Origin of the sequence: Rubrivivax rivuli (assembly GCF_004016505.1) — a bacterium.
Lineage (GTDB): Bacteria > Pseudomonadota > Gammaproteobacteria > Burkholderiales > Burkholderiaceae_C > Rubrivivax > Rubrivivax rivuli.
The window spans coordinates 571,143-596,127 of record NZ_SACR01000002.1; the positions used below are offsets into that span (position 1 = coordinate 571,143).

The window sequence follows — 24,985 nt, forward strand, 5'->3', positions numbered from 1 at the left end:
ACGAGCAGCGTGGGACTGGCCCCGCGCCAGCCTCCGGCTCGACCGCCCCCCAAACGCGGGCACCGCCTTCGAACCCATGCGTCCCTGCGCGTGTTAGCGTCCGCCAGTGCACGGCGCTGGCGCTGCCCACGACAGGTGCCGTCTTTCACGCCACCGATCACCCACAGGTCTGACATGCCCCTCACCACCCGCGCTGCCGCCGCTGGCGCCCTGTTCCTGATGCTGGCCGGCCCCGGCGCAGCGGGCATCATCGATTCGCGATCGGCATCCCCCTCCTACGGCTGGGACTCGCAATCGCAGTTTGCGGCGAATCCGGCAAGCGTCGGCGGCGGCAGTTTCACGGCCGACGGCACGCGGCTCGACTCGTTCACGCTCAACATCCAATTCGGTGCAGGCTTCTTCCGCGCGGTGGTGATGGCCATCGGGTTCGACAGCTCCGTCGGCATGAATGCCCCCATCGGGTCGGTCCTGTGGCAAAGCGACGATCTGCCCGCGGACCTCGTCTCGGGCGATCTGTTCTTTGCTCCAAATCTCACCTTGACCGTGGGGCTGGAGTACTTCATCGGCGTCGACACCGGCCTGGTGACGAACACGGCGGGAGGCCGGCTCTCGCTGAGCGCGGTCGGTGGCACGGCAATCGACGGCGGCCGCTTCTACGCCAACTACGGTGGCAGCGGGTACTCCGCCCTCCCGGACATGGACATCGCGTCGCGGATCGAGATGAGCTCGCCCACGGTGCAGACGCCCTCGCAGCCCGTGCCGGAGCCTTCGGCCCTGGCGCTTGTGGGCGCTGCCCTGGCCGGGCTGATGCTGACGGCACGCGGCGGCAGACGGCGGACGCCAGCCGATGCCGGCTGAAGGCCCTGCGGGCGGGTGGCTCGCGGGCCTTCGGCTGCCGTCAAGGCGCCAGTTGACCGTTGTCGAACGGGTAGCGCACCCCCACCGCCGCCCGTAGCCGGTCCAGCGTGGCCACCAGCGCCAAGCTCTCGGCGTGCGGCATGCCCGGGCTTTCCACCAGACCGGCGCGCACGCAGCGCATGGCCTCGCGGATCTCGCCTTCGAAACCGTTGATCTCGAAAGGCCGCTCCACGTTGCGCGTCTCACCGTCCTGGCGCACCAACGTCGCCCGCGTGCCCTGCCAGAAAGCCTGCGGCACGACGATGCTGCCGCGCTCGCCCAGCAGGTGCAGGCTGTTGTCGCCCTCGCTGTCGAAGGCACAGAAGAACTGCACCACGGCGCCGCCTTCGTACACGAGTTGCGCACTCACGCGCTGGTCCACGCCCGTGGGCGCCAGCAGGCCCTGCGCATGCACGGCCGTCAGCGCAGGGCAGGCGCCCAGGGTCTGCTCCAGCGCCCAGCGCGACAACGCCACGTTGTAGACGCCGATGTCCAGCAGCGCGCCGCCGGCCAGGGCAGGGGCGAAGCAGCGGTGCGACGGGTCGAAACCGAGCCGGAAGGCAAAGCTGCTGTGCACGGCCCGCAAGGGGCCGATGTCGCCACGGCGCAGCCAGGCGCCGATCTCGCCATACAGCGGCAAGAAACGCGACCACAGCGCCTCCATGAGGAAAACGCCCCGCTCGCGCGCCAGCGCCACCAGCGGCCGCGCCTGCGCCAGCGTGGGCACGAGCGGCTTCTCGCACAGCACCGGCAGGCCGGCCTGCAGGCAGGCCCGCACCGCTTCGGCATGGGCGCTGTGCGGCGTGGCGATGTAGACGGCGTCCAGGTCGCCGCGCGACAGCAGCGCGGCCACGCTGGGCGAGGCCGCCACGGGGGCGGGCCCGCTCCAACGTTCTGCGAAGGCACGGCTGCGCGCTTCGTCACGCCCGGCCACCGCCACCAGGCGAGCGCCGGGCAGGCCCTGCACGGCTTCGGCAAAGCGGTGGGCGATGGCGCCCGGGCCGATCAGGCCCCAGCGGAAATCAAGGTCGCTCATGGGCGGGTGGCGGATTCGGTGGAAGGCAAAGACAGGCTCACCGTTCGGACCCCGAGGTCCACGCCGGCAGGCGGTAGTCGGTGGCCAGCGCCAGCGCGCGCAGGCCGAAGGTGGCGGCTGCGGCCAGCAGCACGGCGGCGCTGTCGTCCAGGCCGAGGCTGCGCGCCGCCACCAGCACCCAGCCCCCGGCGAAGGCGCACACGGCGTACGGCCGGTGGTCGCGGAAGGCGCTCGGGATCTCGTTGCAGACGATGTCGCGCAGCACGCCGCCGAACACCGCCGTCACCACGCCCATCAACACGGCCACGATGGCCGGCAGGCCCTGCGCCAGCGCCAGCTGCGTGCCGCCCGCGCTGAAGAGGCCCAGGCCCACGGCATCGGGCCACTGCATGGCGCGCTCGGTGGGCGCGAAGTGACGCCGGCGCAGCAGCAGCATCGCGACGATGCAGCCGCCCAGCAGCGCCCACAGCCAGCCGGCGTGCTCCACCCAGAAGAAGGGCCGGCGGTCGAGCAGCACGTCGCGCAGCGTGCCGCCGCCGAAGGCCGCCAGGCCCGCCACGACGCACACGCCCACGGCGTCGAGCCGCTTGCGCGCCGCCTCCATCAGGCCCGAGAGCGCAAAGGCGACGGTGGCGGTGGCTTCCAGTGTGGTCAGCAGCAGCGGCAACAGGGCGGGTTCGCGCATGGCAGCAGCTTAGCGGCTGCCCGCAACGGCCCGCAGCCGGTGCCTCAGGCGCGGCCGCCCTGCAGCCGGAACACAGCGACCGCCTGCACCATGCGCGCAGCCTGCTGCTTGAGGCTCTCGGCGGCGGCGGCCGACTGTTCCACCAGCGCCGCGTTCTGCTGCGTGGCGCGGTCCATCTGGTTGACGGCCTCGCCCACCTGGCCCACGCCATGGCTCTGCTCGCGGCTGGCGGCGCTGATCTCGGACACGATCTGGTTCACGCGCTCGATGGCGCCGACGATCTCGCTCATCCTCTGCCCGGCTTCGCTCGCCAGCGAAGTGCCTTGTTCCACCCGGTCGACGCTGCTGCCGATCAGCGCCTTGATCTCGCGCGCGGCCGTCGCGCTGCGCTGCGCGAGGTGGCGCACTTCGCTGGCCACCACGGCGAAGCCACGGCCTTCTTCACCGGCGCGGGCCGCTTCCACCGCCGCATTCAAGGCCAGGATGTTGGTCTGGAAGGCGATGCCGTCGATGACGGCGGTGATGTCGGCGATGCGGCGCGAGGCCTCGTGGATGGCGGTCATCGTGCTGACCACCTGGCCCACCACCTCGCCGCCGCGCGCCGCCACCCGCGACGCCCGTTGCGCAAGTTCGTTGGCCTGCTGCGCGTTGTCGGCGTTGTGGCGCACGGTGGTGCCGAGTTCGTCCATCGTGGCGGCGGTCTGCTGCAGCGCCGCGGCCTGCTCTTCGGTGCGCGAGGACAGGTCGAGGTTGCCCTGGGCGATCTGCTCGCTGGCCGTGGCCACGCCCTCGGCGTTGCCCCGCACGTGCCTCACCACGTCGGCCAGCGAACGCTGCATCTGCTGCAGCGCGTGCAGCAGGGGCGAAAGCTCGTCGCGGCGGGCGTCGTCAGGGGCGATGCTCAGGTCGCCGTCGCGCACCTGCTCGGCCACGCGCTGGGCCTGGGCAACACGCCGGCGCAACGCGCGGGCCAGGCGCCAACTGGCCGCCACCAGCCCGCAGGTGATCAGCAGCACCAGCCCTTCCAGCAGCTGCAAGGTGGCGTCGACGCGGCCGGCCACCGTTTCGATGTCGGCGGCCAAGGCCTCTTCCTGGTAGCGCAGCGTGGCGCCCAGCACCGAGACCAGCGCGTCGCGCGCAGGCATGGTGCGTTCGACGAGGTGGGCAAAGGCCTCGTCCTTCCGGCCTTCGCGGATGAGGGCGATGTTGGCCTCGCCCTCGCGCCAGAACGCGGCCATCGCGGGCGGCAGCGCGGCGTAGCGCTCGCGACCAGCGGCCGTGAACAGGCCCTTCTCGTAGGCCTGCTGGTGGCCCGCAATGTCCTGCCGCAGCCGGCCGATGGCCTGCAGCGTGGCTTCGAGTTCCGCCGCGTTGCGCACCAGCAAGGCATGGCGCAATTGCAGCGAGACGCGGGTGACCCCCAGTTCCAGCTTCGCGATCTGGTCCAGCTGCGGGATGCGGGTGGTGCCGGTGTGGTGCGCGGCAGCCACCACAGCGCTGAGCTTGACATGCGCCGTCAGCGCCATCGCCACCAGCGCGAGGCTGACAAGCGCGGTCATCAGGTACAGACGGGCGGCGAAGCTCAGACGGGACACGGCGCGCATGGGTACTCCAGGAGGCAAGGCTTCAGGGCAACCGCCCTGTGCGGACGCTCACGAAGGGGCCAGCGGCACCTGCGAAGTCGCCCCCGGAGTTTAGGGTTTCACGGCCTTCAATTGATTCAATTGATATTTATGCCGTCTATTTATATTCTTTATGCGACATTTTTCGTCGCTCATGCGCCCTCCGACGGCGCTCACCACTTGCAGCCGCTGTCCGGCTTGACCGCATCGGCCAGCAGCGGCAAGGCGGCGGCCAGGCCGCCGCCGCGGTAGGCCTCGCGGCAGTCGGCCCGGGCCGACTTGGCGATGTCGCGGCCGAGCTTCTCGTCCACCTCCGGCGGGCGGGGCAGCACCGGCAGCGCGCCCGCGCTGCGCCCGCGCGAGAGCTCGCCGCCCCGGGGGCGCTGCAGCGTCAAGTTCAGGCGCGGTGGCACGCTGGCCGCGGGAGCCGGGGGGGTGGCGACATCGCGGCCCAGCTGGGCGCCGGCATCGGGTTGCCCGGTTTTCAGCGGTGGCCGTGAAGGCGGGCTGCCAGGCGCGGCGCCCGGCACGGCAGCGCCTGGCGCCGGCTCCGCTGCGGCCATCGGCACGGCCTGGGCCGGCAGGGCCGGCGGCGCCAGCCGGGCCGGTGCCGCAGCCAGGGGTTCGGCGGCTATCGGCGCCAGGGTCGGCGCCAGGGTCGGCGCCACGGTCGCCGCCGCAGGGGCGGGCACGGCAGGCCTGGCCAGGCGCTGCAGCGGGGCGGCCGTGGGCGGCAGCTCGGTGGGCAGCACAGGCAAGGCTGCCGCCGGGGCCAGGGGTTCGATCGGTGCCAGGGCTGCCGCACCGGCACGCACGGCGGGCGCCTGCAGGCTGCGTTCGGCCGGCACGGGCTGGGGCGCCACCGCGGCCGGGGCTGCCGGGTTGGCGGCCGGAACCGCCTGGGCCAGGGGCGGAGCCGGTGCCGGTTCAGGCGACGCGGTCGGTACCGGCACGGGCATGGGCACGGCGGCCAGGGCTGGCGGCTCGGGGATGGCCACGGCTTCGGGTTCGGCAGCGCTGCGTTCTTCCAGCACGCGCCCAGGGGGCGGTGGCGGCGCCGGCACGACCGCGGGGCCCGGCTCGGCCGCCCAGCGGCCCAGTTGGGCGGCGCCTGGTTCGGCGGCCACGGCCGGCGCCTCGCTGCGCACCTGGCCACCCCAGCGCGGCTGCGTGCCAGTACCGGTCGGCCCCTCGGGCACGGCCGGCGCTGGCGGCAGCACTTCTTGTGTCGCGCCCGGGGTCACCGGCCCCTGCAAGGTGATGTTGAGCGTGCCGGCCACGCCCTGCCCGGGCGCTGCTGTGCCGCCCGGCGCGTTGCCCAACATCAGCACCAGCCACACGTGCAGCAGCGCGGCCAGCAGCAGGCAGCGCCGCATGAAGGGTGTGAGCGCGGGGCGCGCCACCACCGGCACCGGCGCCGCCGGCCAGGCCACCACCAGCCGGAGCGCTGGCGCACGCACGGCCTGCGCCGGGCGCACCGCTTCCGGCGCCGAGGCATCGGCACCGGGCAGCAGGCGCAGGGCGGGCAGGCTCATCGCGAAGGCAGGCAGTCAGCGTGGGGCGAGGTGCGGATTCAGGCGCGAACAGGGCCACCCGGCGGGCGCCTGACGGCCATGCACACCTTCGCAGGCCCCCCCGGCGCTGTCAACGCACCCATCGCATGAACAGGCCGGCCGGCACCGCCCATTTCCCGGCGAAGCCGCGCTCTCGGGTCTAATCCAAGCTGGCTTCAACCCTGCACCGTCATGAACCAGCTCGACCAGCTCAAGCAGCACACCACCGTGGTGGCCGACACCGGCAACTTCCACCAGCTCGCGGCCTTCGCGCCGCAGGATGCCACCACCAACCCCAGCCTCATCCTGAAGGCCGTGCAGCAGCCCGAGTACGCGCCGCTGCTGGCCGAGACCGTGGCGGCGCACCGCGGCGCTGCGCTGGAGGCCATCGTCGACGAGGTGCTGGTGCGCTTCGGCCGCGAGATCCTGAAGGTGGTGCCCGGCCGCGTGAGCACCGAGGTCGACGCGCGCCTGAGCTTCGACACCGCCGCCACCGTGGCGCGCGCGCAGCGGCTGATGGGCCTGTACGAAGCCGCAGGCATCGGCCGCGAGCGGGTGCTGATCAAGATCGCGGCCACCTGGGAAGGCATCCGCGCCGCCGAGGTGCTGGAGCGCCAGGGCATCCGCTGCAACCTCACGCTGCTGTTCGCCTTCTGCCAGGCCGTGGCCTGCGGTGATGCCGGCGTGCGCCTGATCAGCCCCTTCGTCGGCCGCATCTACGACTGGTACAAGAAGCAGGCCGGCACCGCCTGGGACGAAGCGGCCATGGCCGGCGCGAACGACCCCGGCGTGAAGAGCGTCACCGCCATCTTCAACCACTACAAGCGCCACGGCATCGAGACGCAGGTGATGGGCGCCAGCTTCCGCAACGTGGGCCAGATCACCGCGCTGGCCGGCTGCGACCTGCTGACCATCAGCCCCGAATTGCTGGCCCAGCTGCAGGGCAGCGCGGCACCGCTGGCGCGTGCACTGGACGCCGAGGCCGCGCGCAGCCTGGCGCTGCCGGCCCTGCACCACGACGAAAAGAGCTTCCGCTGGGCCTTGAACGAAGACGCCATGGCGACCGAGAAGCTCGCCGAAGGCATCCGCGCCTTCGCCGTGGATGCGGGCAAGCTCGACAAGCTCATCGAGGCGGCACGCGCATGAAACGGTGTGACCAGACGGCCGCCTGGGCCGCCCTGCAAGGCCACTACCAGGCCCATGGCCGGGGCTTCGACCTGCGCGAGGCCTTCGCGCGCGACGCCGGCCGCTACACCGCGATGGGCATCGAGGCCCCCGAGGTCTACGCCGACCTCAGCAAGAACCTGCTGGACACCGCCACGCTGCACTTCCTGCTCGACCTCGCGCGCGAGTGCGGCCTGGAAACGCAGCGCGACGCGCTGCTGCGCGGCGAGCCCGTCAATGGCACCGAGGGCCGCGCGGTGCTGCACACCGCGCTGCGCGCACCGCAGGGCACGGCCCCCTTCAGCGACGACGTGCATGGCGTGCTCGACCACATGCTCGCCTACGCCGACGGCGTGCGCGCCGACTGGGCTTTCACCGACATCGTCAACATCGGCATCGGCGGCAGCGACCTCGGCCCGCAGATGGTGGTGCGCGCGCTGGAGAGCTACACGCACTCGGGCCAGCGCCTGCACTTCGTGAGCAACGTCGACGGCCACGACCTCGCGCCGCTGCTGCAGCGCCTGGACCCGAACAAGACGCTGTTCATCGTCGCCAGCAAGACCTTCACGACGCAGGAGACCATGGCCAACGCGCAGGCCGCGCGCGACTGGTTCCTCAGCGCCGGCGGCCACGCCATCTCGCGCCACTTCGTGGCCACCACCACCAACATCGAGGCGGCCGCAGCTTTCGGCATCAGCACCACCTTCGGCTTCTGGGACTGGGTGGGCGGCCGCTACTCGCTGTGGAGCGCGATCGGCCTGCCCATCGCCATCGCCATCGGCAGCGCGAACTTCCGTGAACTGCTGGCCGGCGCGCACGCGATGGACCGCCACTTCGCCGAAGCCCCGCTGGAAAGGAACCTGCCGGCGCTTCTGGGCCTGCTGGACCTCTGGTACCGCAACTTCCACGGCTTCGGCAGCCGCAGCGTGGCGCCCTACCACCAGGGCCTGGCGCGCCTGCCGGCCTACCTGCAGCAGCTGGAGATGGAAAGCAACGGCAAGCGCGTCGACGTGCACGGCGCCGCCCTGCCCTTCGGCACCAGCCCGGTGGTGTGGGGCGAGCCCGGCACCAACGGCCAGCACGCCTACTTCCAGATGCTGCACCAGGGCACCGACGTCATCCCGGTGGAGTTCATCGCCGTGAAGACGCCCAGCCACCCCTGGGCCGGCCAGCACCACAAGCTGCTGGCCAACTGCCTGGCGCAGAGCCAGGCGCTGATGCTGGGCAAGACGGCGGCCGAGGCCGCCACCGAGAAGGCGCCCACGGCCAGCGCCAGCATCGCGCCCGAGGTGCTGGCGCAGCACCGCAGCTTCCCCGGCAACCGGCCCAGCACCACCTTCGTGCTGGAAGCGCTGACGCCGCGCAGCCTGGGCGCGCTGGTGGCGATGTACGAACACCGCGTCTTCACCAGCGGCGCGCTCTGGGGCATCAACAGCTTCGACCAGTGGGGCGTGGAGCTGGGCAAGGCGCTGTGCAACCAGCTTCTGCCACGCCTGGCCAGCGGCGACACGGCAGGGCTGGACGCCTCCACCGCCGGGCTGCTGCGGCGCCTGACGGCATGAGCGCGCTGTCTGCGAAGAAGTTCGTCTTCGACTTTGGCCGCGTGGTCTTCCGCTGGGAGCCAGCGGCCGTGCTGCAGCAGGTGCTGCCCGAGCGGGCCACCGACAGCACCGCCGCGGCGCACTGGGTGGCGCAGATCTTCCAGAGCTACGGCGGCGACTGGGGCGAGTACGACCGTGGCACCGTCAGCCCGGCCGAGCTGGTGCAGCGCATCGCCGCGCGCACCGGCCTGCACCAGGCCGAGGTGCAGCGCGTGGTGCAGGCCGTGCCGCTGTCACTGACGCCGCTGCCCGAGACCGTGGCGCTGATCGAGCGGCTGCATGCCGCCGGGCGGCGCCTTTACTACCTCTCGAACATGCCGGCACCCATGGCCGACCACCTGGAGGCGACACACGGCTTCCTGCGCCTCTTCAGCGACGGCGTGTTCAGCGGGCGCGTGCACCACAACAAGCCCGAGCCGGCCATCTACGAGATCGCGGCGCAGCGTTTCGGGCACCCGGTGAGCGAACTCGTCTTCCTCGACGACCACCCGCCCAACATCGAGGCGGCGCGCGCCTTGGGCTGGCACGGCCGGGTGTTCCACCACGCGGCACAGGCCGAGGCCGAACTTCGCGCGGCCGGCTGGCTCTAGCGGCCCTGCGGGCGCGGTTCAGTCGCGCCAGCCCGGCTGGGGCTTGTCGCCGTCGTCCATCCAGGCCTCCAGCAGCTTCCAGGCCACGGCCAGCACCACCGGGCCGACGAAGATGCCCACCAGGCCGAAGGCCACCAGGCCGCCGATGACGCCGCCGAAGATGAGCAGCAGCGAGAGATCGGCCCCCATGCGGATGAGCACGGGGCGCAGCACGTTGTCGAGGTTGGCGATGAGCACGGTGGCGACGATGAGGAAGATGCCCCAGCCCGTGCTGTCATTCCAGAAGGCCCAGGCCACCGCCGGCACCAGCACGGGAATGGGCCCTACCTGCGCGATGCAGAACATGAAGATCACGGCCGTGAGCAGCCCCGCGAACGGCACGCCGGCCAGTGCCAGCGCCAGGCCCGACAGCACCGCCTGCACCAGGGCCGTGACACCGACGCCCAGCGCCACGCCACGGATGGCGCCGCCGGCCAGGGCCACCACCTCCACACCACGCTGCCCCCCCAGCCGCCCGGCAAACCGCTTCACGAGGCGCGCCGCGTCTTCACCCGTGGCGTAGAGCACGGCCGCGATCACCACCGTCAGCAGGAACTGCAGGGTGAGGAAGCCGACGTTGCCGACCTGGTCGACAAACCACCGCGTCAGGCCACCGGCATAAGGCGACAGGCGCGGCAGCAGATCGCGCACGCCCAGCGCGGTGGCCTGCTCCCAGAGGCGCTCGACCAGCCCGCCCAGCACCGGCAGGTTCAGCAGCCAGGCGGGCGGGCTTTCGGGCAAGTGGTAGTCGGCTGCGAGCTTGGCCCACCCGGCCAGGCGGTCGGCGTTGCCCACGATGGTGACGATGGCCATCGTCAGCGGCACCACGAACAGCAGCAGCAGCAGCAGCGTCATGGCCGTGACGGCCAGGCCGCGGCGGTTGCCGAGCAGGGCCTGGGCGCGCAGCATCACCGGCCAGGTGGCCACCACCACCATCGTGGCCCAGATGGCCGGGCCGATGAAGGGCTTGAGGATCCACAGCACCGCCGCCAGCAGCACGCCGATGACGAGCACGCCGAAGGTGACGCGTGTGAGGTCTTGCGGGCGGCGGGCGCTCATGGGGGTGTGCCAGGCGTTCGGTCGGCGGTGCGGCCCGGCCGGTGCGTCAGCGTTTGGGCGCTTCGTAGGGCACCACGCCCACGGCGCTGAGCCGCCAGCTGGCAGCGCCCATGTAGGAATCGGTCTGCTCGTTGGTGAGCGTGCCGGTGATCCACACCGCGTCCATCGAACGCACGTTCTTCACCGCCGACTGCGGCAGCACGTGGATGATCTGGTTCGAAGGCGGCGGCGGGCTGTGCACGCAGGCCCCGAAGTACGGCACGAGCAGGAACTCCTTGATGCCGTCCTTCGTGTCTTCCAGCGGCACCACGAAACCGGGAATGCGCACCTGCTGCCCCACCAGGGCGGTGTTCACCGGCGCCCGGTCCCAGACCGCGCGCATGCGCTTCATCAGTTCGTTGGTGCGCGGGTCGCCGTCCTGCATGCTGGCCAGGTCGATGCCCTTGAACTCGGCGAAGGGGTCCCAGTCCTTCGGCACCAGCGCTTCCCAGGTGATGGTGCGGAAGGCCTGGGCCTGTGGCGTCTTGGCCGCCGGCGGTGTGGCCGCGATCGGTGGCTTCATCAGCGGCACACCCTGGGGCTGGGCCGCGGCCGGGCCGGTGGCGGCAGCCAGCATCAGGGCCAGGGCGGCTGAGGCGGTGGTGGGCAACAGACGGCGCATGGGCGGGTGGGTCTCAGAAGGTCAAGAAACGGGGCAGCGCATCAGGTGCGTGGCGAGAGGCCATCGGCCAGCGAGAGGCGGTATGCCCGCCACCCGGGCACCAGGCTGGCGAGCATACCCGCGGCCAGCACGGCGGCGAACAAGCCCCATTGCTCGGGCGTGGGCGCGCCGGCCTGCAGGCCGATGCCGAAACGCTGCTGCACCCAGGGCCCGGCGGCCAGCACCGCGGCGGCGGCCAGCGCCGCGCCCAGCAGCGCGCCGCACAGCGTGACGAGCGCGCCCTCGGTGGCCAGCAGCACCAGCACCTGGCGCGGGCCGGCGCCCACGGCGCGCAGCACGGCCAGTTCGCGTCGGCGTTCGTTCAGGCCGGCCAGCACCACGGCCACCAGCGAGGCCAGGCTCACCAGCGCCACCAGGCCGCTGATGGCCAGCAGCGCCTTCTCGCCCAGGCCCACGGCCTGCCAGAGTTCGTCCAGCGCCACGCCGGGCAGCACGGCCAGCAAGGGCTCGGGCTCGTAGCTGGCCACGAAACGCTGCACCGCGAACACCGCGGCACGGCTCTTCAGGCCCACCATCACGGCCGTGACCTGCTTGGGCTCGAGGTCGAACTTGCGCGCGAACTCCGGCGCGATCTTGAGGCCCGCGGCCGCGGGCAGCGGCGCGCCGCCCACCCAGTCGAGGTGGATGGCCTCGATGGCCTGCAGGCTGACATGCACCGAGCGGTCCACCGGCGTGCCCGTGCGCGCGAGGATGCCCACCACCGTGAAGGGCTTGTCGGCATGTTCCGCAGCCAGGTCGCCGGGTGCGGCGCCCAGTCCGTGCGTGAGCGTGATCTTCTGGCCCAGCGTGTAGCCCAGGGCCTCGGCCACTTCGGCGCCGAGCACGGCTTCGTACAGACCGTCCAGCGTGCCGCTGAAGGCGCGGCCCTGCTGCAGCGCCAGGGGCTGGCGGTCGCCGTACATGAAGTGCTCGAAGTAGGCCGGCGTGGTGCCGATCACCGGATGGCCGCGGTGCGAATCGCCCAAGGCGATGGGCACCACCCAGCGCACGGCGCGGTGCTCGGCGATGGCCTTCACGCTGTCTATCTGGATGTTGTTGGTGGCGCCGCCGACGCGGAACACCGCATAGAGCATCAGCTGAACGGGCCCGGTGCGCGCCCCCACCACGAGGTCGGTGCCGCTGACGGCGGCGGTGAAGCTGCTGCGCACGTCGGTGCGCAGGCGCTCCAGACCGAGCAGCAGTGCCGTGGCCAGCGCGATGGACAGCACCACCAGCATCAGCGTGCCGCGCCGGTTCCAGGCGCTGCGTGCCGCGATGTGCAGCAAGGCCTTCATGCCGTGGCGAGCGCGCGGTTCAGCGCCGGCAGCGAGAGCTTCTCGTCGAAGCGGTCGGCCAGGCGTTCGTCGTGGCTCACGAAGACCAGCGTGCTGCCGGCCGCGGCGCAGGCGTCCATCAGCAGCGCCATGAAGTCATCTCGGCGCGCCGCGTCGAGCGCCGAGGTGGGCTCGTCGGCGATCACGAGTTCGGGCGCGCCGATGAGCGCCCGCGCCGCGGCCACACGCTGCTGCTGGCCCACGCTCAGTGCGTCGGCGCGGCGCGCCCAAAGCGGCGCTGGCAGGCCCACGCGCTCCAGCAGGCTGCGTGCAGCGGCGGCGGCGCCGCCGGCGCAGCGCGCGGCCCGCGCCTTCGAGAAACGGGTCGGCAGCAGCACGTTGTCCAGCATCGTGAGGTAGGGCAGCAGGTTGAACTGCTGGAAGATCACGCCGACATGGTCGACACGCCGGGCGTCGCGCCGGCCACCGCCGAGGGCGGCCCAGTCCTGCCCCAGCAGTTCAACGCTGCCGGCGCGCGCCACCAGCACGCCGGCCATCAGCCCCAGCAGCGTGCTCTTGCCGCAGCCGCTGGGGCCGTGCAGGAAGACCGTGCGGCCGGCGGCGATGTGCAGCGCCTCGATATCCAGGCAGTCGGTGGCTGCGCCGGGCCACGCAAAACAGACGCCCTGCAGTCGCAGCACGGTGCGGGCAGGCCCTTCAGCGCGCCAGCGCCACGCGCGTGGCGGGGCGCACCAGCGTGGCCTTCATCTGACCCTTGGGCAGCACCAGCCGCAGCTCGATGCGCTTCATGCCGCTGAAGGCCTCGAAAAGGCCCACTTCGACGAAAGCCGGCCGGGCATCGCCCTTGCAGTTGAACTCGAAGCGGCCGTCCAGATCGGCGTGCTCGCCCTTCGCGGGTGCGGCCGGCGCGGCCGTACCCGCCGGCGTCACGCCGAGCACGGGCGCGTTCAGCGTCACCTTGGCCAGCGTGCAGCCCGCGGCGCTGTCGATGCGGAACAGGCTTGCGGCATCGCGCAGCCGGGCCAGCGCGGCCTCCACGCGCGCGCGCTCGGCGTCGTTGCGCGGCGCACGCTCGAAGCCCACCAGGCCATCCAGCGGCGTCTGCAGGTCCAGCGTGACCCGGCCCGGTTCCACCGCCACGTCCAGCTGGGCCACGCCGTGCTGGTGGGCCTTGCCGGCCCAGGCGGGCACGGCGGCGGACAGCGCAAGGGCCGCGAACAGGGCGGGTGACGGGGCGAGGCGGGGCAGGCGCATGGGCTGGGCTCCAGGAAGCGCGCGGATTGTGCCGTGCGCTTCTCACCCGCCGGCGCGCAGGGGCGCTGCCATGGCATGCTGCGCACCATGCCCATGACCCTGGACGGCCAGCTCGTCGTCGCCATCTCCTCGCGCGCACTCTTCGACTTCGAAGAGGAGAACCGCATCTTCGAGAGCGGTGACGACCGCGCCTACATGCAACTGCAGCTGCAGCGTGTGGAGCAGCCCGCGCGGCCCGGCGTGGCCTTCTCGCTGGTGAACAAGCTGCTGGCCTTCAACACGGCCGGGCAGCCGCGCGTGGAGGTGGTGATCCTCTCGCGCAACGACCCCGTCTCGGGCATGCGCGTGTTCCGTTCCGCCCAGCACTACGGCCTGCCCATCGAGCGCGGCGTGTTCACGCGCGGCGAGCCGCCGTGGCGCTACCTGCGCCCGCTGGCGGCCAACCTCTTTCTCAGCACCAACGAGGCCGACGTGCGCCAGGCCCTGGCCGCCGGCGTGCCGGCCGCGCGCGTCTACCCCGACAGCGCGCGCGCCAGCGCCGCGCACCCGGCCGAGGTGCGCATCGCCTTCGACGGCGATGCCGTGCTCTTCAGCGACGAGGCCGAGCGCGTCTTCCAGGCCGAAGGCCTGAGCGCCTTCCAGAGCCACGAGCGCGAACGCGCAGACACGCCGCTGGCCCCCGGCCCCTTCAAGCCGCTGCTGGAAGCGCTGCGCCGGCTGCAGAACGAGCCCGTGGCCGCCATGCGCCTGCGCACCGCGCTGGTCACCGCGCGCAGTGCGCCCGCGCACGAACGGGCCATCCGCACGCTGATGGCCTGGCAGATCGATGTCGACGAGGCGATGTTCCTGGGCGGCCTGCCCAAGGGCAGCTTCCTGCGCGAGTTCGAGCCCGACTTCTTCTTCGACGACCAGACCGGCCACATCGAGAACGCCGCGCCCCACGTGCCTGCCGGGCACGTGGCCTCGGGCGTGCGCAACGCCTGAACGCGCCTCAGCGCAGCAGGAAGTAGCCGCCCGCGGCCAGCACGGCCGCGGCCACCGCACCGCCCGCCCACAGCGCGGTGCGCGAGGCGGGCGCCGCCGCTGGGGCGGCGGGTGCCGTGGCGGGCACGGCCGGTGCAGGGGCGGGCGCATCCATCAGTTCGCGCAAGGCCTGCATGCTCTGCGGACGCTGCTCGGGCCGCACCTGCAGGCCGGCGTCGATGGCGGCCAGGAAAGAGGGCGAGTAGCGGCCCTGGCCTGCCACGACCGCAGGCACCAGGTCGTCGCGCACCGCGCGCGCCACGGAAGAACCCGGCGGCTTGCCGGTGATGGCGGTGTAGAGCACCGCGCACAGCGCGTAGACATCGGTCCAGGCGCCCTGGCGCAGCGATTCTTCGCCCTCGTACTGCTCCACGGGCGAATAGCCGCTTTTCAGGATGGCGGTGAGCTGCTGTGTCGCGTCGCCGATCACGCGGCGCGCAGCGCCGAAATCCAGCAGCACGGGGCGCGGCTTCTGCTCGAGGTAGCTGCCCGGCGCCTTGCGGTCGTAGAGCATGAGGATGTTGTCGGGCGCCACGTCGCGGTGAAAACAGCGCTGCGCATGCATGGCCCCCAGCGCCGTCATCATGGGGTCGGCCAGGTCCCGGAGCCAGCGCTCCGAGGGCGGCGCCCCCAAGTCGGCCAGCCACTTCTTGAGCGTGATGCCTTCGTAGTAGGGCATCACCATGTAGGCGGTGCCGGCCTCTGCCCAGAAGCGGTAGACCTTCACCAGCGAGGGGTGGTCGAAGGAACCGAGCAGCCGGGCCTCGTTGAGGAAACCCTGCAGGCCCTTGTTGTAGAAGTCTTCGAAGCGCGGCAGCCTCGCGGCGACGATGCCGTCAGCGCCGCGAGCGGCCAGGGTGGCGGGCAGGTACTCCTTCAGCGCGACCTTGCGGTCGAGCCGCGTGTCGCGGGCCATGTAGACGCAGCTGTAGCCGCCCACGCCGAGCAGGCGTTCGACGATGAACTCCTGCAGCTGGTGACCGGGACGCAGCTCGCTGCCCTGGTCGCGCCGGGGCATGAGCAGGGTGCGCTGTTCCGCGCGTTCGCGGGGGTCGTCTGCGGCCATGCGCGGAGTTTAGGGCGCGGCCGGCCGTGGAATCCTTCGCCCCCCATTCGTGGGGGAGCCCCCCGTCCTCGCAGCCCTGCGTCATGCGCGGTTCATGCTTTCCCCCTAAGGTCTTGGCTGAAGACACGGGGCCCGCAGGGGCCCCGATCGATTTGCACTCCGAAGGACCGTTCCCGATGAAGAAGACCCTCCTCACTGCCGCCGCGCTGCTGGCCGTGCTGCCTGCCGCGCAGGCGCAAATCAGCATCACCGACCCTGCGTTCACCTACACGCAGAACTTCGACAGCCTGACCACGGCCACGACGGCGCAGCCCTGGGCCAACAACAGCACCCTGCCGGGCTGGAGCCTGTTCATCGGCAACGGCAACGCGGCCCCCACGCTGCTGGGCGGCACCGGCAGCAGCAACACCGGCAGCTTCTACAGCTTCGGTGCGGCCGGCAGCACTGATCGCGCGCTGGGCTCCGCGGCCTCGGGCGGCACCTACTTCGGCTCGCCCGCCACGGGTGCGGTGGCTGGCTGGATCGCGGTGGCCTTCACCAACAACACCGGTGCGGCCATCGACCGCTTCAGCTTCGCCATGCAGGGCGAGCAGTGGCGCAACGGCGGCAACACCAGCGCCCAGACACTGAGCTTCGAGTTCGGCTTCGGCAGCAGCTTCGGCACCGCCGCCTACATCCCGGGCGTCGCTGCCACCAACGTCACCTCGCCCATCACGGGCGCTACTGCAGCCGCCGTGGACGGCAACACCGCGGGTCTGGTGGGCGGCCTGGGCGCCATGTTCATCAACATGAACTGGGCGCCGGGCGAGACGCTGTGGTTCCGCTGGTCCGACCTCAACGACGCCGGCAACGACCACGGCCTGGCCATCGACAACTTCAGCTTTGCCGTGACGCCGGTGCCCGAACCCGGCACGCTGGCGATGTGGCTGGCCGGCGTGGCCAGCCTGGGCTTCGTGGCACGCCGCCGCCGCGGCTGAGCCTGAACGGCCCGGCGGCTGCCACGGTGGCCGCCGGGCCTTTGCTTTCTTTGATACCGCCGTGCACGCGCGGCGACAGCTCACCGAACGGATCCTGCCCATGAGCCTGAACACCCTGCTTGCCAGCCCTGGCCGCGCCTGGCGCGCCTTCCGCGCCGCGGCCGTGCCCCTGGCCATCGCCGCCTTCCTGTCCCCGGCCGCTGCGCAGGTGGTCATCAGCCAGGTGTATGGCGGTGGCGGCAACACCGGCGCCACGCTGCGCCACGACTTCATCGAGCTGAAGAACCGCAGCACGGTGACCGAAAGCGTGGGCGGCTGGTCGGTGCAGTACGCCTCGGGCACCGGCAGCACCTGGCAGGTCACGAGCATCCCTCCGGGCACCAGCATCCCGGCCGGCGGCTACCTGCTGATCCGCCAGGCGGCGGGCACCGGCGGCACCGTGGACGTGGTCGGTGACATCACCGGCACCATCGCCATGGGCGGCAGCAACGGCAAGGTGGCCCTGGCCAACACGCTGACGCCGCTTTCGGGCGTGGCGCCGGTGGGCGGCGCGGTGGTCGACATCGTGAGCTACGGCACTGCGAGCAACACCGAAGGCACCCCCACACCGGCGCTCAGCGCCACCACCGCCGCGATCCGCAACACCGGCGGCTGCGACGACACCGGCAACAACCTGGCCGACTTCACGGTCGGCACACCCGCGCCGCGCAACAGCAGCGCGCCCGTGGCCGTGTGCGCCAATGGCGGCGGGGGCGGTGGTGGGGGCGGTGGGGGCGGCGGCACGCCCACGGCGGCGCCGATCTACACCATCCAGGGCAGCGGCACCACCAGCGCGCTGGCCGGTCAGGCCGTGGTGACCAGCGGCGTGGTCACGCGCATCAACAGCAACGGCTTCTTCATCCAGGACCTGCAGGGTGACGGCAACCCCGCCACCAGCGACGGCCTCTTCGTCTTCACCGGCACCACGGTCTTCCCGGAAGTGGTGGTGGGCAACCTGGTGCAGGTGACGGGCACCGTCACCGAGTTCGCCAGTGGCAGCGGCACCGCCGCCACGCCGCTGACGCAGATCGCCAGCCCGACCGCGGTGTCGCTGCTGGGCACGGGCTACAGCATCGCGCCGGTGTCGGTGACGCTGCCCGTGGCCGCGGGCGACAGCCTGGAGCGCTTCGAAGGCATGCTGGTGCGCATCGAGACCGCGCTCACCGTGCAGGCCAACGAGCTGCAGGCGCGCTTCGGCCAGCTGCTGCTGGGCGCCGGCGGCCGCCACGAGGTGCCGACCAACCGCTTCCGCCCGAACACGCCGCAGGCCCTCGACCTGGAAGCGCTGCAGGCGCGCGGCCGCATCGTGCTGGACGACGGCAGCTCGGCGCAGAACCTGAACCCCACGCCCTACTTCGGCGCCAACGGCCTGCCCCGCACGGGTGACACGGTGAGCAACCTGGTCGGCACGCTGGACTTCGGCCTCTCGGGCACCAGCAGCGCCGGCCCGGGCCTGTACCGCCTGCACCCGGTGGCTGCGCCGGTCATCACCGCCACCAACCCGCGCCCTCGCGCGCTGGCGGGCCTGGACAGCGGCAAGCTCACCGTGGCCGGCATGAACGTGCTGAACTACTTCACCACCTTCACCAACGGCCAGACCGCCGACGGCCAGACCGGCCAGGGCTGCACGGTGGGCACGTCCACCACCGCCGGCAACTGCCGCGGCGCCAACAACCTGGCCGAGTTCCAGCGCCAGCGCGACAAGATCGTGCGCGCCATCGCCGGCCTGGACGCCGACGTGGTGGGCCTGATGGAGATCCAAAACAACGGCAACGTCGCGGCACAGAACCTCGTGGATGCGCTGAACGCGCAGGTGCGCTCGGGCCCCTGGGCCGTGATCGCGCTGCCCACCGGCGGCACCGGCACCGACGCCATCCGCGTGGCGATGATCTACAAGCCCGCCAAGGTGACGCCGGTGGGTGCGCCCGTCAGCGACACCGACGCTGTGAACAACCGCCCGACGCTGGCCCAGACCTTCCAGACCAGCACCGGCAACCGGTTCACCTACTTCGTGAACCACCTCAAGAGCAAAGGCAGTTGCCCCAGCGGCAGCGGCCCCGATGCCGACCAGGGCGACGGCCAGGGCTGCTGGAACGCCACGCGCCTGGCACAAACCCAGCGCCTGCGCACCTTCGTGGCGCAGGTGCAGCAGAACACCGGCGTGGCCGACGTGCTGCTGATGGGCGACTTCAACGCCTACGGCCAGGAAGACCCGATCTTCGAACTCACCAGCAATGGTTTCGTCGACCAGGCCTCGCGCTTCAACCCGCTGGCCTACACCTACGTCTTCGACGGCAGGTCGGGCCGCCTGGACCACGCCATCACCAACGCCGGTTTCTCCAGCAAGGTGGTGAACACGCGGCTGTGGAACATCAACGCCGACGAGAGCGTGGCCTACGACTACAACCTCGAGTTCAAGCAGCCGGCCTGCGCCACCTGCGCGCCCGACCCGGCCAACCGCCTGGACCCCTACCGCTCGTCGGACCACGACCCGATCTTGGTGGTGATCGACTTTGCGGCTGCACGCGCCAAGGCGCCGGCCGCACCGGCCACGCGCGCCATCGGCAGCCGCGCTGTCGCGCGCTGACGCGGCCCGGGTGCGGCGCGAGCGCGCTGCACCCGCTCAGCCCGAGCGGTAGCGCCGCAGGGTCTCGAGGTCGAGCACGCGCACGCCGCCGTACTCGACGCGTATGACGCTGGCAGCCTGCAAGGCCGCCAGCGCCTCGTTCACCCGCTGCCGGCTCAGGCCCACCAGGTAGCCCAGTTCCTGCTGCGTGATGCGCAGCACCTCACCCACGCCGGGGTAGAGCACGGGGTGGAACAGTGCCGCGAGGTTGCGCGCCACGCGTTCGTCGGGGTGCGTGAGGCGGTCGATCTCGCGTGCGGCGATGAACTGGCCCAGGCGCTCGTTGAGCTGGTTCATCACGAAGCGGTTGAAGCCGATGCTGCGGCCCAGCAACCAGTGGAAGGTTTCGGACGAGATGCCCGCCACCACGCTGCGGCGCAGCGCCTGGATGTTGTAGCGGTAGACCTCGTTCTTCAGCACCGTGCCTTCGCCGAACCAACCGCCCGGCGAGACACCCGTGAAGGTGATGGGCGCGCTGCGGCCATCGGCCGAGCCGCTGTCGTTGCTCATCTTCAGCAGGCCGTCGACCAGGCCGAACCAGTAGGTCACGGGGCGGCCGATGCGGCAGATCAGTTCGCCGGGCTCGACCTGCACCACGCGCAGGTCGGCCTGCACGCGGGCCCTGTCGGCGTCGTCCACGGCGGCCAGCCACGGAATCTGCAGCAGGTCCTCGGGCTGGGCCGCGCGCGAGCGCGAGGCCTGCACGGCTGCGGCGTCGGCCGCGCGGGGCAAAGGGTGGGCGGGCATGCGGGGGCCAGGCGGCAAGAGGCCGGTGATGCGGCAAGCTTTCGGTGGGCTTTGGGGGTAAGGCCTGTGAGGACGAACCCGAAGATTGTCGTCACAACGACAACATGGCGTCAAAGTGCCGCCCAGAATGCGCTGCAAAGCACCAGGAGACACCGTCCGTGCCCTCGACCTTTCCGCGATTGCTGCTGGACCACGCCCAAGCGCGCCCCGAAGCACCGGCGCTGCGCGAGAAGGTCTACGGCATCTGGCAGACCACCAGCTGGGCTGCGCTGGCCCTGCTGGTGCGCCGCCTGGCCTGCGGGCTGGCGCATGCGGGCGTGCAGCGAGGCGACCACGTGGTCATCGTCGGCGAGAACCGCCCGCGTCTTTACGCCTCGATGCTGGCCGCGCAGGCGCTGGGCGCCATCCCGGTGCCGCTGTACCAGGACGCCGCCGCGCCCGAGTACGCCTTCCCCATCAACAACGCGGAAGTGGCCTGGGCCATCGTCGAAGACCAGGAGCAGGTCGACAAGATGATCGAGCTGCGCGCGCAGTGCCCCAGCCTGCGCCGCATCTGGTTCGACGACCCACGCGGCCTGCGCAACTACAGCGAGCCCGGCCTGGACAGCGTCGATGCCTTGGTGGCCGCCGGCCAGGCGCACGACGCGGCGAACGCACGGCTCTTCGAAGACGAAGTGGCGCGCTGCCAGCCCGGCGACGTGGCCGCGATGTTCTTCACCAGCGGCACCACCGGCAACCCGAAAGGCGTGGTGCACACCCACGCCACGCTGCTGGACCGCGCCACCGCCGGCCAGCGCTTCGACAACTTGAGCAACCGCGAAGAGGTGCTGGCCTACATGCCGCTGGCCTGGATCGGCCAGAACATCTTCAGCTACGCGCAGTGGCTGGCCTGCGGCTACGTGGTGAACTGCCCGGAGTCGGCCAGCACGGTGATGATCGATCTCAAGGAGATCGGGCCCACCTACTACTTCGCGCCGCCGCGCGTCTTCGAGGGCCTGCTCACCAGCGTGATGATCCGCATGGAAGACGCGGGCCGCTTCAAGCGCTGGCTCTTCCACACCTTCATGGACGTGGCGCGCCGCGTGGGCCCCACCAAGATGGACGGCAAGCCGCTGGGGCTGGTGGACACGGTGCTCTACGCCATCGGCAATGCCTGCGTGTACGGCCCGCTGCGCAACACCTTGGGCTTCTCCTGCGTGCGCGTGGCCTACACCGCGGGTGAGGCCATCGGGCCCGACCTCTTCACCTTCTACCGCAGCATCGGCATCAACCTCAAACAGCTGTACGGCTCGACCGAGACCGCCGTGTTCGTGTGCCTTCAACCCGACCACGAGGTGAAGGCCGACACCGTGGGCGTGCCCATCGACGGCGTGGAGATCCAGGTGGCGGCCAACGGCGAGATCCTGGTGCGCAGCCCGGGCCTGCTCAAGGGCTACTACAAGAACGAGAAGGCCACGGCCGAGGTACTGACGGCCGACGGCTGGTACCACACGGGCGACGCCGGCTTCCTGGACGCCACGGGCCATCTGAAGATCATCGACCGTGCGAAAGACGTGGGGCGTCTGCTGCCTGCGCCAGGGGCCAACGAAGGCGCGATGTTTGCCCCCAAGTACGTGGAGAACAAGCTGAAGTTCTTCCCCTTCATCAAGGAAGCCGTGGCCTTCGGCGACCGGCGCGAGAAGGTCTGCGCCTTCGTCAACATCGACTTCGAGGCCGTGGGCAACTGGGCCGAGCGCCGCAACCTGCCCTACGCCGGCTACACCGACCTGGCCGCGAAGAAGGAAGTGCTCGCGCTGGTGAAAGATTGCGTGGAGAAGGTCAACGCCGACCTCGCCGCCGACGCCATGCTGGCCGGCAGCCAGATCAGCCGCTTCCTCGTGCTGCACAAGGAACTCGACGCCGATGACGGCGAACTCACCCGCACACGCAAGGTGCGCCGCGGCTACATCGGCGAGAAGTACCAGCCGCTGGTGGACGCGCTCTACGGCGGCAAGACCGAGCAGTTCATCGAGACCGCGGTGAAGTTCGAAGACGGCCGCACCGGCAGCGTGAGCGCCACGCTGCCCATCGTCGATGCCAAGACCTTCCCTGCGGCAGCTGCGATGGGGAGGGCCGCCTGATGAGCGAACGCCGTATCGGCGAGGTCATCCTCGACGTCAAGAACATCAGCCTGCGTTTCGGCGGCGTGAAGGCGCTCACCGACATCAGCTTCAACGTGCGCGAGCACGAGGTGCGTGCCATCATCGGCCCCAACGGCGCCGGCAAGAGCAGCATGCTCAACTGCATCAACGGCGTGTACTCGCCGCAGGAAGGGCAGATCACCTTCCGCGGCAAGACCTTCAGCCACATGAACAGCCGCCAGGTGGCAGAGATGGGCGTGGCGCGCACCTTCCAGAACCTGGCGCTCTTCAAGGGCATGAGCGTGCTCGACAACATCATGTCGGGCCGCAACCTGAAGATGAAGAGCAACCTCTTCCAGCAGGCCATCCGTTTCGGCGCCGCCGAGCGTGAAGAAGGCGAGCACCGCGAGTTCGTCGAGAAGATCATCGACTTCCTCGAGATCCAGGCCTACCGCAAGACACCCGTGGGCCGCCTGCCTTACGGCCTGCAGAAGCGCGTGGACCTGGGCCGCGCACTGGCGATGGAGCCGCAGGTGCTGCTGCTCGACGAACCCATGGCCGGCATGAACGTGGAAGAGAAGCGCGACATGAGCCGCTTCATCCTCGACGTGAACGACGAGTACGGCACCACCATCGTGCTCATCGAGCACGACATGGGCGTGGTGATGGACATCAGCGACCGCGTGGTCGTGCTCGATTACGGCAAGAAGATCGGTGACGGCACGCCCGAAGCGGTGCGCGCCAACCCCGAGGTCATCAGCGCCTACCTCGGAGCGGGTCACTGACATGGGCTTCTTCATCGAAACCGTCATCGGCGGGCTCATGAGCGGCATGCTCTATTCGCTGGTGGCCCTGGGCTTCGTGCTCATCTTCAAGGCCAGCGGCGTCTTCAACTTCGCACAGGGCGCGATGGTGCTGTTCGCGGCGCTGGCGATGGCGCGCTTTGCCGAATGGTTCCCGGCGCTGCTGGGGCTGGACAACAAGCTCATCGGCAACCTGCTGGCCTTTGCGGGCGCCATGGTGGTGATGGTGGCGGTGGCCTGGCTGATCGAACGCCTGGTGCTGAGCAAGCTGGTGAACCAGGAAGGCATCACGCTGCTGATGGCCACCTTGGGCATCGCGTATTTCCTCGACGGCTTCGGGCAGACGCTCTTCGGCAGCGCCATCTACAAGATCGACGTCGGCCTGCCGAAAGATCCGCTCTTCCTGCTGGAAAGCGTGTTCCAGGGCGGCGTGCTCGTGAACAAGGAAGACCTCTACGCCGCCGGCATCGCCGCGGCGCTGGTGATCGCGCTCAGCGTGTTCTTCCAGTACACCAGCACCGGCCGCGCGCTGCGTGCCGTGGCCGACGACCACCAGGCGGCACAGAGCATCGGCATCCCGCTGAACCGCATCTGGGTCATCGTCTGGAGCGTGGCCGGCTTCGTGGCTTTGGTGGCCGGCATGATCTGGGGCAGCAAGCTCGGCGTGCAGTTCTCGCTGAGCCTGGTGGCGCTGAAGGCGCTGCCGGTGGTCATCCTGGGCGGCCTCACCAGCGTGCCCGGCGCCATCATCGGCGGGCTGATCATCGGCGTGGGCGAGAAGGTCAGCGAGGTCTACCTCGGCCCGACGCTCGGCGGCGGCATCGAGATCTGGTTCGGCTACGTGCTGGTGTTGTTCGTGCTCCTCGTGCGGCCGCAAGGGCTGTTCGGCGAGAAGATCATCGATCGGGTCTAGACATGCGACCCCCACGCTCACTTCGTTCGCTGCCCCCCGAGGGGGCGCAGGCCTCCCTTGGGGCGGCCCGGCGGGAGGCCTGATGCTGTACAGAGAAAACGGGCAGTTCAAGACCAGCTACCGGGCCGACCAGCAGGTCTTCCCGATCACGCAAGACCGCGTTGCCATCCTCGCGCTGCTGGCCTTCGCGGTGCTGGCGGTGCCGGTGCTGGCCGACGAGTACCTCTTCCGCGCCATCCTCATCCCCTTCCTGATCCTGTCGCTGGCGGCACTGGGGTTGAACATCCTGGTGGGCTACTGCGGGCAGATCAGCCTGGGCACCGGCGCCTTCATGGCGGTGGGCGCTTACGCGGCCTACAACTTCTTCGTGCGCATCGAGGGCATGCCGCTCATCGTGGCGCTGCTGCTCGGCGGGCTGTGCGCCACGGTGGTGGGCGTGTTCTTCGGCATCCCTTCGCTGCGCATCAAGGGCCTGTACCTCGCGGTGGCCACGCTGGCGGCGCAGTTCTTCGTCGACTGGGCCTTCCTGCGCATCAGCTGGTTCACGAACAACTCGCCCTCGGGCTCGGTGAGCGTCTCGAACCTCTCCTTCTTTGGCATCTCCATCAACACGCCCCACGAGAAGTACCTGTTCTGCCTGGGCATCGTGGTGCTGTTCGCATGGCTGGCCAAGAACCTGGTGCGCGGGCACATCGGCCGCGAGTGGATGGCCATCCGCGACATGGACGTGGCCGCTGCCGTCATCGGCATCCGTCCCGTCTACGCCAAGCTCACGGCCTTTGCCGTGAGCAGCTTCATCGTCGGCGTGGCCGGCGGGCTGTGGGGATTCGTGCACCTGGGCAGTTGGGAGCCCGCGGCCTTCAGCATCGACCGCAGCTTCCAGCTGCTGTTCATGATCATCATCGGCGGGCTGGGCTCGATCATGGGCTGCTTCTTCGGCGCGGCCTTCATCGTCATCCTGCCCATCTTCCTGAACCGCGCGCTGCCGGCCGTGGGCGACCTGTTCGGCGTGGAGATCAGCACCGCCGCCGTGGCGCACAGCGAGCTGATGATCTTCGGCGCACTCATCGTCTTCTTCCTCATCAAGGAACCGCACGGCCTGGCACGACTCTGGTCGACCGCCAAGGAAAAGATGCGGCTGTGGCCCTTCCCTCACTGACACCCACCCTCAGACGT

The 24,985-nt window shown here is 70.7% G+C and carries 22 protein-coding genes; 11 read left to right on the forward strand and 11 right to left on the reverse strand.

Annotated features, from left to right (window positions below; translation table 11 throughout):
* The first annotated feature begins 174 nt into the window (after window positions 1–174).
* On the forward strand, window positions 175–858 hold the full coding sequence (locus EOE66_RS07105; protein WP_128227965.1) for a PEP-CTERM sorting domain-containing protein: 684 nt from the start codon (window positions 175–177) through the stop codon (window positions 856–858).
* A 40-nt stretch (window positions 859–898) separates the two neighbouring features.
* On the opposite strand, the gene EOE66_RS07110 is transcribed toward EOE66_RS07105, so the two are convergent.
* The 4 genes from EOE66_RS07110 to EOE66_RS07125 form a co-directional block, all read right to left on the reverse strand.
* A complete protein-coding gene (locus EOE66_RS07110; protein ID WP_128227966.1) occupies window positions 899–1,933 on the reverse strand; it encodes a Gfo/Idh/MocA family protein in 1,035 nt (344 codons plus the stop codon).
* A 37-nt stretch (window positions 1,934–1,970) separates the two neighbouring features.
* Entirely contained in the window at window positions 1,971–2,618 is a 648-nt protein-coding gene (locus EOE66_RS07115; protein WP_128227967.1) for a trimeric intracellular cation channel family protein, read from the reverse strand.
* Window positions 2,619–2,662: 44 nt separating this feature from the next.
* Window positions 2,663–4,222, reverse strand: a complete 1,560-nt coding sequence (locus tag EOE66_RS07120) for a methyl-accepting chemotaxis protein (RefSeq protein WP_128227968.1) — start codon at window positions 4,220–4,222, stop codon at window positions 2,663–2,665.
* Between the two features lie 191 nt (window positions 4,223–4,413).
* On the reverse strand, window positions 4,414–5,775 hold the full coding sequence (locus EOE66_RS07125; RefSeq protein ID WP_128227969.1) for a hypothetical protein: 1,362 nt from the start codon (window positions 5,773–5,775) through the stop codon (window positions 4,414–4,416).
* Between the two features lie 210 nt (window positions 5,776–5,985).
* On the opposite strand from EOE66_RS07125, the gene tal reads away from it, so the two are divergent.
* Genes tal through EOE66_RS07140 form a run of 3 tightly spaced genes read left to right on the forward strand, consistent with a single transcriptional unit; the run spans window position 5,986 to window position 9,148 of the window.
* Window positions 5,986–6,939: a transaldolase gene (tal, locus tag EOE66_RS07130; RefSeq protein WP_128227970.1), complete on the forward strand. Its 954-nt coding sequence runs from the start codon at window positions 5,986–5,988 to the stop codon at window positions 6,937–6,939.
* The gene (pgi, locus tag EOE66_RS07135) at window positions 6,936–8,519 is read left to right on the forward strand and encodes a glucose-6-phosphate isomerase (RefSeq protein WP_128227971.1); all 1,584 of its coding nucleotides are present in this window, start codon (window positions 6,936–6,938) and stop codon (window positions 8,517–8,519) included. The genes tal and pgi overlap by 4 nt, the downstream gene beginning before the upstream one ends.
* On the forward strand, window positions 8,516–9,148 hold the full coding sequence (locus EOE66_RS07140; protein ID WP_245478942.1) for an HAD family hydrolase: 633 nt from the start codon (window positions 8,516–8,518) through the stop codon (window positions 9,146–9,148). The genes pgi and EOE66_RS07140 overlap by 4 nt, the downstream gene beginning before the upstream one ends.
* Window positions 9,149–9,166: 18 nt before the next feature.
* Here the strand turns inward: EOE66_RS07140 and ydiK are convergent, their stop codons facing one another.
* Genes ydiK through EOE66_RS07165 form a run of 5 tightly spaced genes read right to left on the reverse strand, consistent with a single transcriptional unit; the run spans window position 9,167 to window position 13,495 of the window.
* Window positions 9,167–10,246 carry an AI-2E family transporter YdiK gene (ydiK, locus tag EOE66_RS07145; protein ID WP_128227972.1) on the reverse strand — a complete coding sequence of 360 codons (1,080 nt, stop codon included), beginning with the start codon at window positions 10,244–10,246 and terminating at the stop codon, window positions 9,167–9,169.
* Between the two features lie 46 nt (window positions 10,247–10,292).
* Entirely contained in the window at window positions 10,293–10,907 is a 615-nt protein-coding gene (locus EOE66_RS07150; protein WP_128227973.1) for a DUF3299 domain-containing protein, read from the reverse strand.
* A gap of 41 nt (window positions 10,908–10,948) precedes the next feature.
* Window positions 10,949–12,241, reverse strand: coding sequence for an ABC transporter permease (locus EOE66_RS07155; RefSeq protein ID WP_128227974.1), 1,293 nt, complete (start codon window positions 12,239–12,241; stop codon window positions 10,949–10,951).
* On the reverse strand, window positions 12,238–12,921 hold the full coding sequence (locus EOE66_RS07160) for an ATP-binding cassette domain-containing protein (RefSeq protein WP_128227975.1): 684 nt from the start codon (window positions 12,919–12,921) through the stop codon (window positions 12,238–12,240). Before EOE66_RS07160 ends, EOE66_RS07155 begins: the two co-directional genes overlap by 4 nt.
* A gap of 16 nt (window positions 12,922–12,937) precedes the next feature.
* Window positions 12,938–13,495 carry a DUF2796 domain-containing protein gene (locus EOE66_RS07165; RefSeq protein ID WP_128227976.1) on the reverse strand — a complete coding sequence of 186 codons (558 nt, stop codon included), beginning with the start codon at window positions 13,493–13,495 and terminating at the stop codon, window positions 12,938–12,940.
* A gap of 87 nt (window positions 13,496–13,582) precedes the next feature.
* Here EOE66_RS07165 and EOE66_RS07170 point away from each other — a divergent pair, with 87 nt between their 5' ends.
* Window positions 13,583–14,479 (forward strand): 5'-nucleotidase, encoded by an 897-nt coding sequence (locus EOE66_RS07170; protein WP_128228288.1) that lies wholly within the window; start codon window positions 13,583–13,585, stop codon window positions 14,477–14,479.
* Between the two features lie 7 nt (window positions 14,480–14,486).
* On the opposite strand, the gene EOE66_RS07175 is transcribed toward EOE66_RS07170, so the two are convergent.
* The gene (locus tag EOE66_RS07175) at window positions 14,487–15,584 is read right to left on the reverse strand and encodes a serine/threonine protein kinase (RefSeq protein ID WP_205702647.1); all 1,098 of its coding nucleotides are present in this window, start codon (window positions 15,582–15,584) and stop codon (window positions 14,487–14,489) included.
* 176 nt (window positions 15,585–15,760) lie between these two features.
* Between EOE66_RS07175 and EOE66_RS07180 the strand changes: the two genes are divergently transcribed.
* The gene (locus EOE66_RS07180) at window positions 15,761–16,561 is read left to right on the forward strand and encodes a PEP-CTERM sorting domain-containing protein (RefSeq protein WP_164885019.1); all 801 of its coding nucleotides are present in this window, start codon (window positions 15,761–15,763) and stop codon (window positions 16,559–16,561) included.
* A gap of 100 nt (window positions 16,562–16,661) precedes the next feature.
* A complete protein-coding gene (locus EOE66_RS07190; protein ID WP_205702648.1) occupies window positions 16,662–19,187 on the forward strand; it encodes an ExeM/NucH family extracellular endonuclease in 2,526 nt (841 codons plus the stop codon).
* 36 nt (window positions 19,188–19,223) lie between these two features.
* Here the strand turns inward: EOE66_RS07190 and EOE66_RS07195 are convergent, their stop codons facing one another.
* On the reverse strand, window positions 19,224–19,973 hold the full coding sequence (locus tag EOE66_RS07195) for a Crp/Fnr family transcriptional regulator (RefSeq protein ID WP_128227978.1): 750 nt from the start codon (window positions 19,971–19,973) through the stop codon (window positions 19,224–19,226).
* Window positions 19,974–20,131: 158 nt separating this feature from the next.
* Between EOE66_RS07195 and EOE66_RS07200 the strand changes: the two genes are divergently transcribed.
* From EOE66_RS07200 to EOE66_RS07215, 4 genes are all read left to right on the forward strand, one after another.
* Window positions 20,132–22,093: an AMP-dependent synthetase/ligase gene (locus tag EOE66_RS07200; RefSeq protein WP_128227979.1), complete on the forward strand. Its 1,962-nt coding sequence runs from the start codon at window positions 20,132–20,134 to the stop codon at window positions 22,091–22,093.
* Window positions 22,093–22,878: an ABC transporter ATP-binding protein gene (locus tag EOE66_RS07205; protein ID WP_128227980.1), complete on the forward strand. Its 786-nt coding sequence runs from the start codon at window positions 22,093–22,095 to the stop codon at window positions 22,876–22,878. The genes EOE66_RS07200 and EOE66_RS07205 overlap by 1 nt, the downstream gene beginning before the upstream one ends.
* Window position 22,879: 1 nt before the next feature.
* Entirely contained in the window at window positions 22,880–23,809 is a 930-nt protein-coding gene (locus tag EOE66_RS07210) for a branched-chain amino acid ABC transporter permease (protein ID WP_128227981.1), read from the forward strand.
* Window positions 23,810–23,891: 82 nt separating this feature from the next.
* A complete protein-coding gene (locus EOE66_RS07215) occupies window positions 23,892–24,968 on the forward strand; it encodes a branched-chain amino acid ABC transporter permease (RefSeq protein WP_128227982.1) in 1,077 nt (358 codons plus the stop codon).
* The last annotated feature ends 17 nt before the right edge of the window (window positions 24,969–24,985 follow it).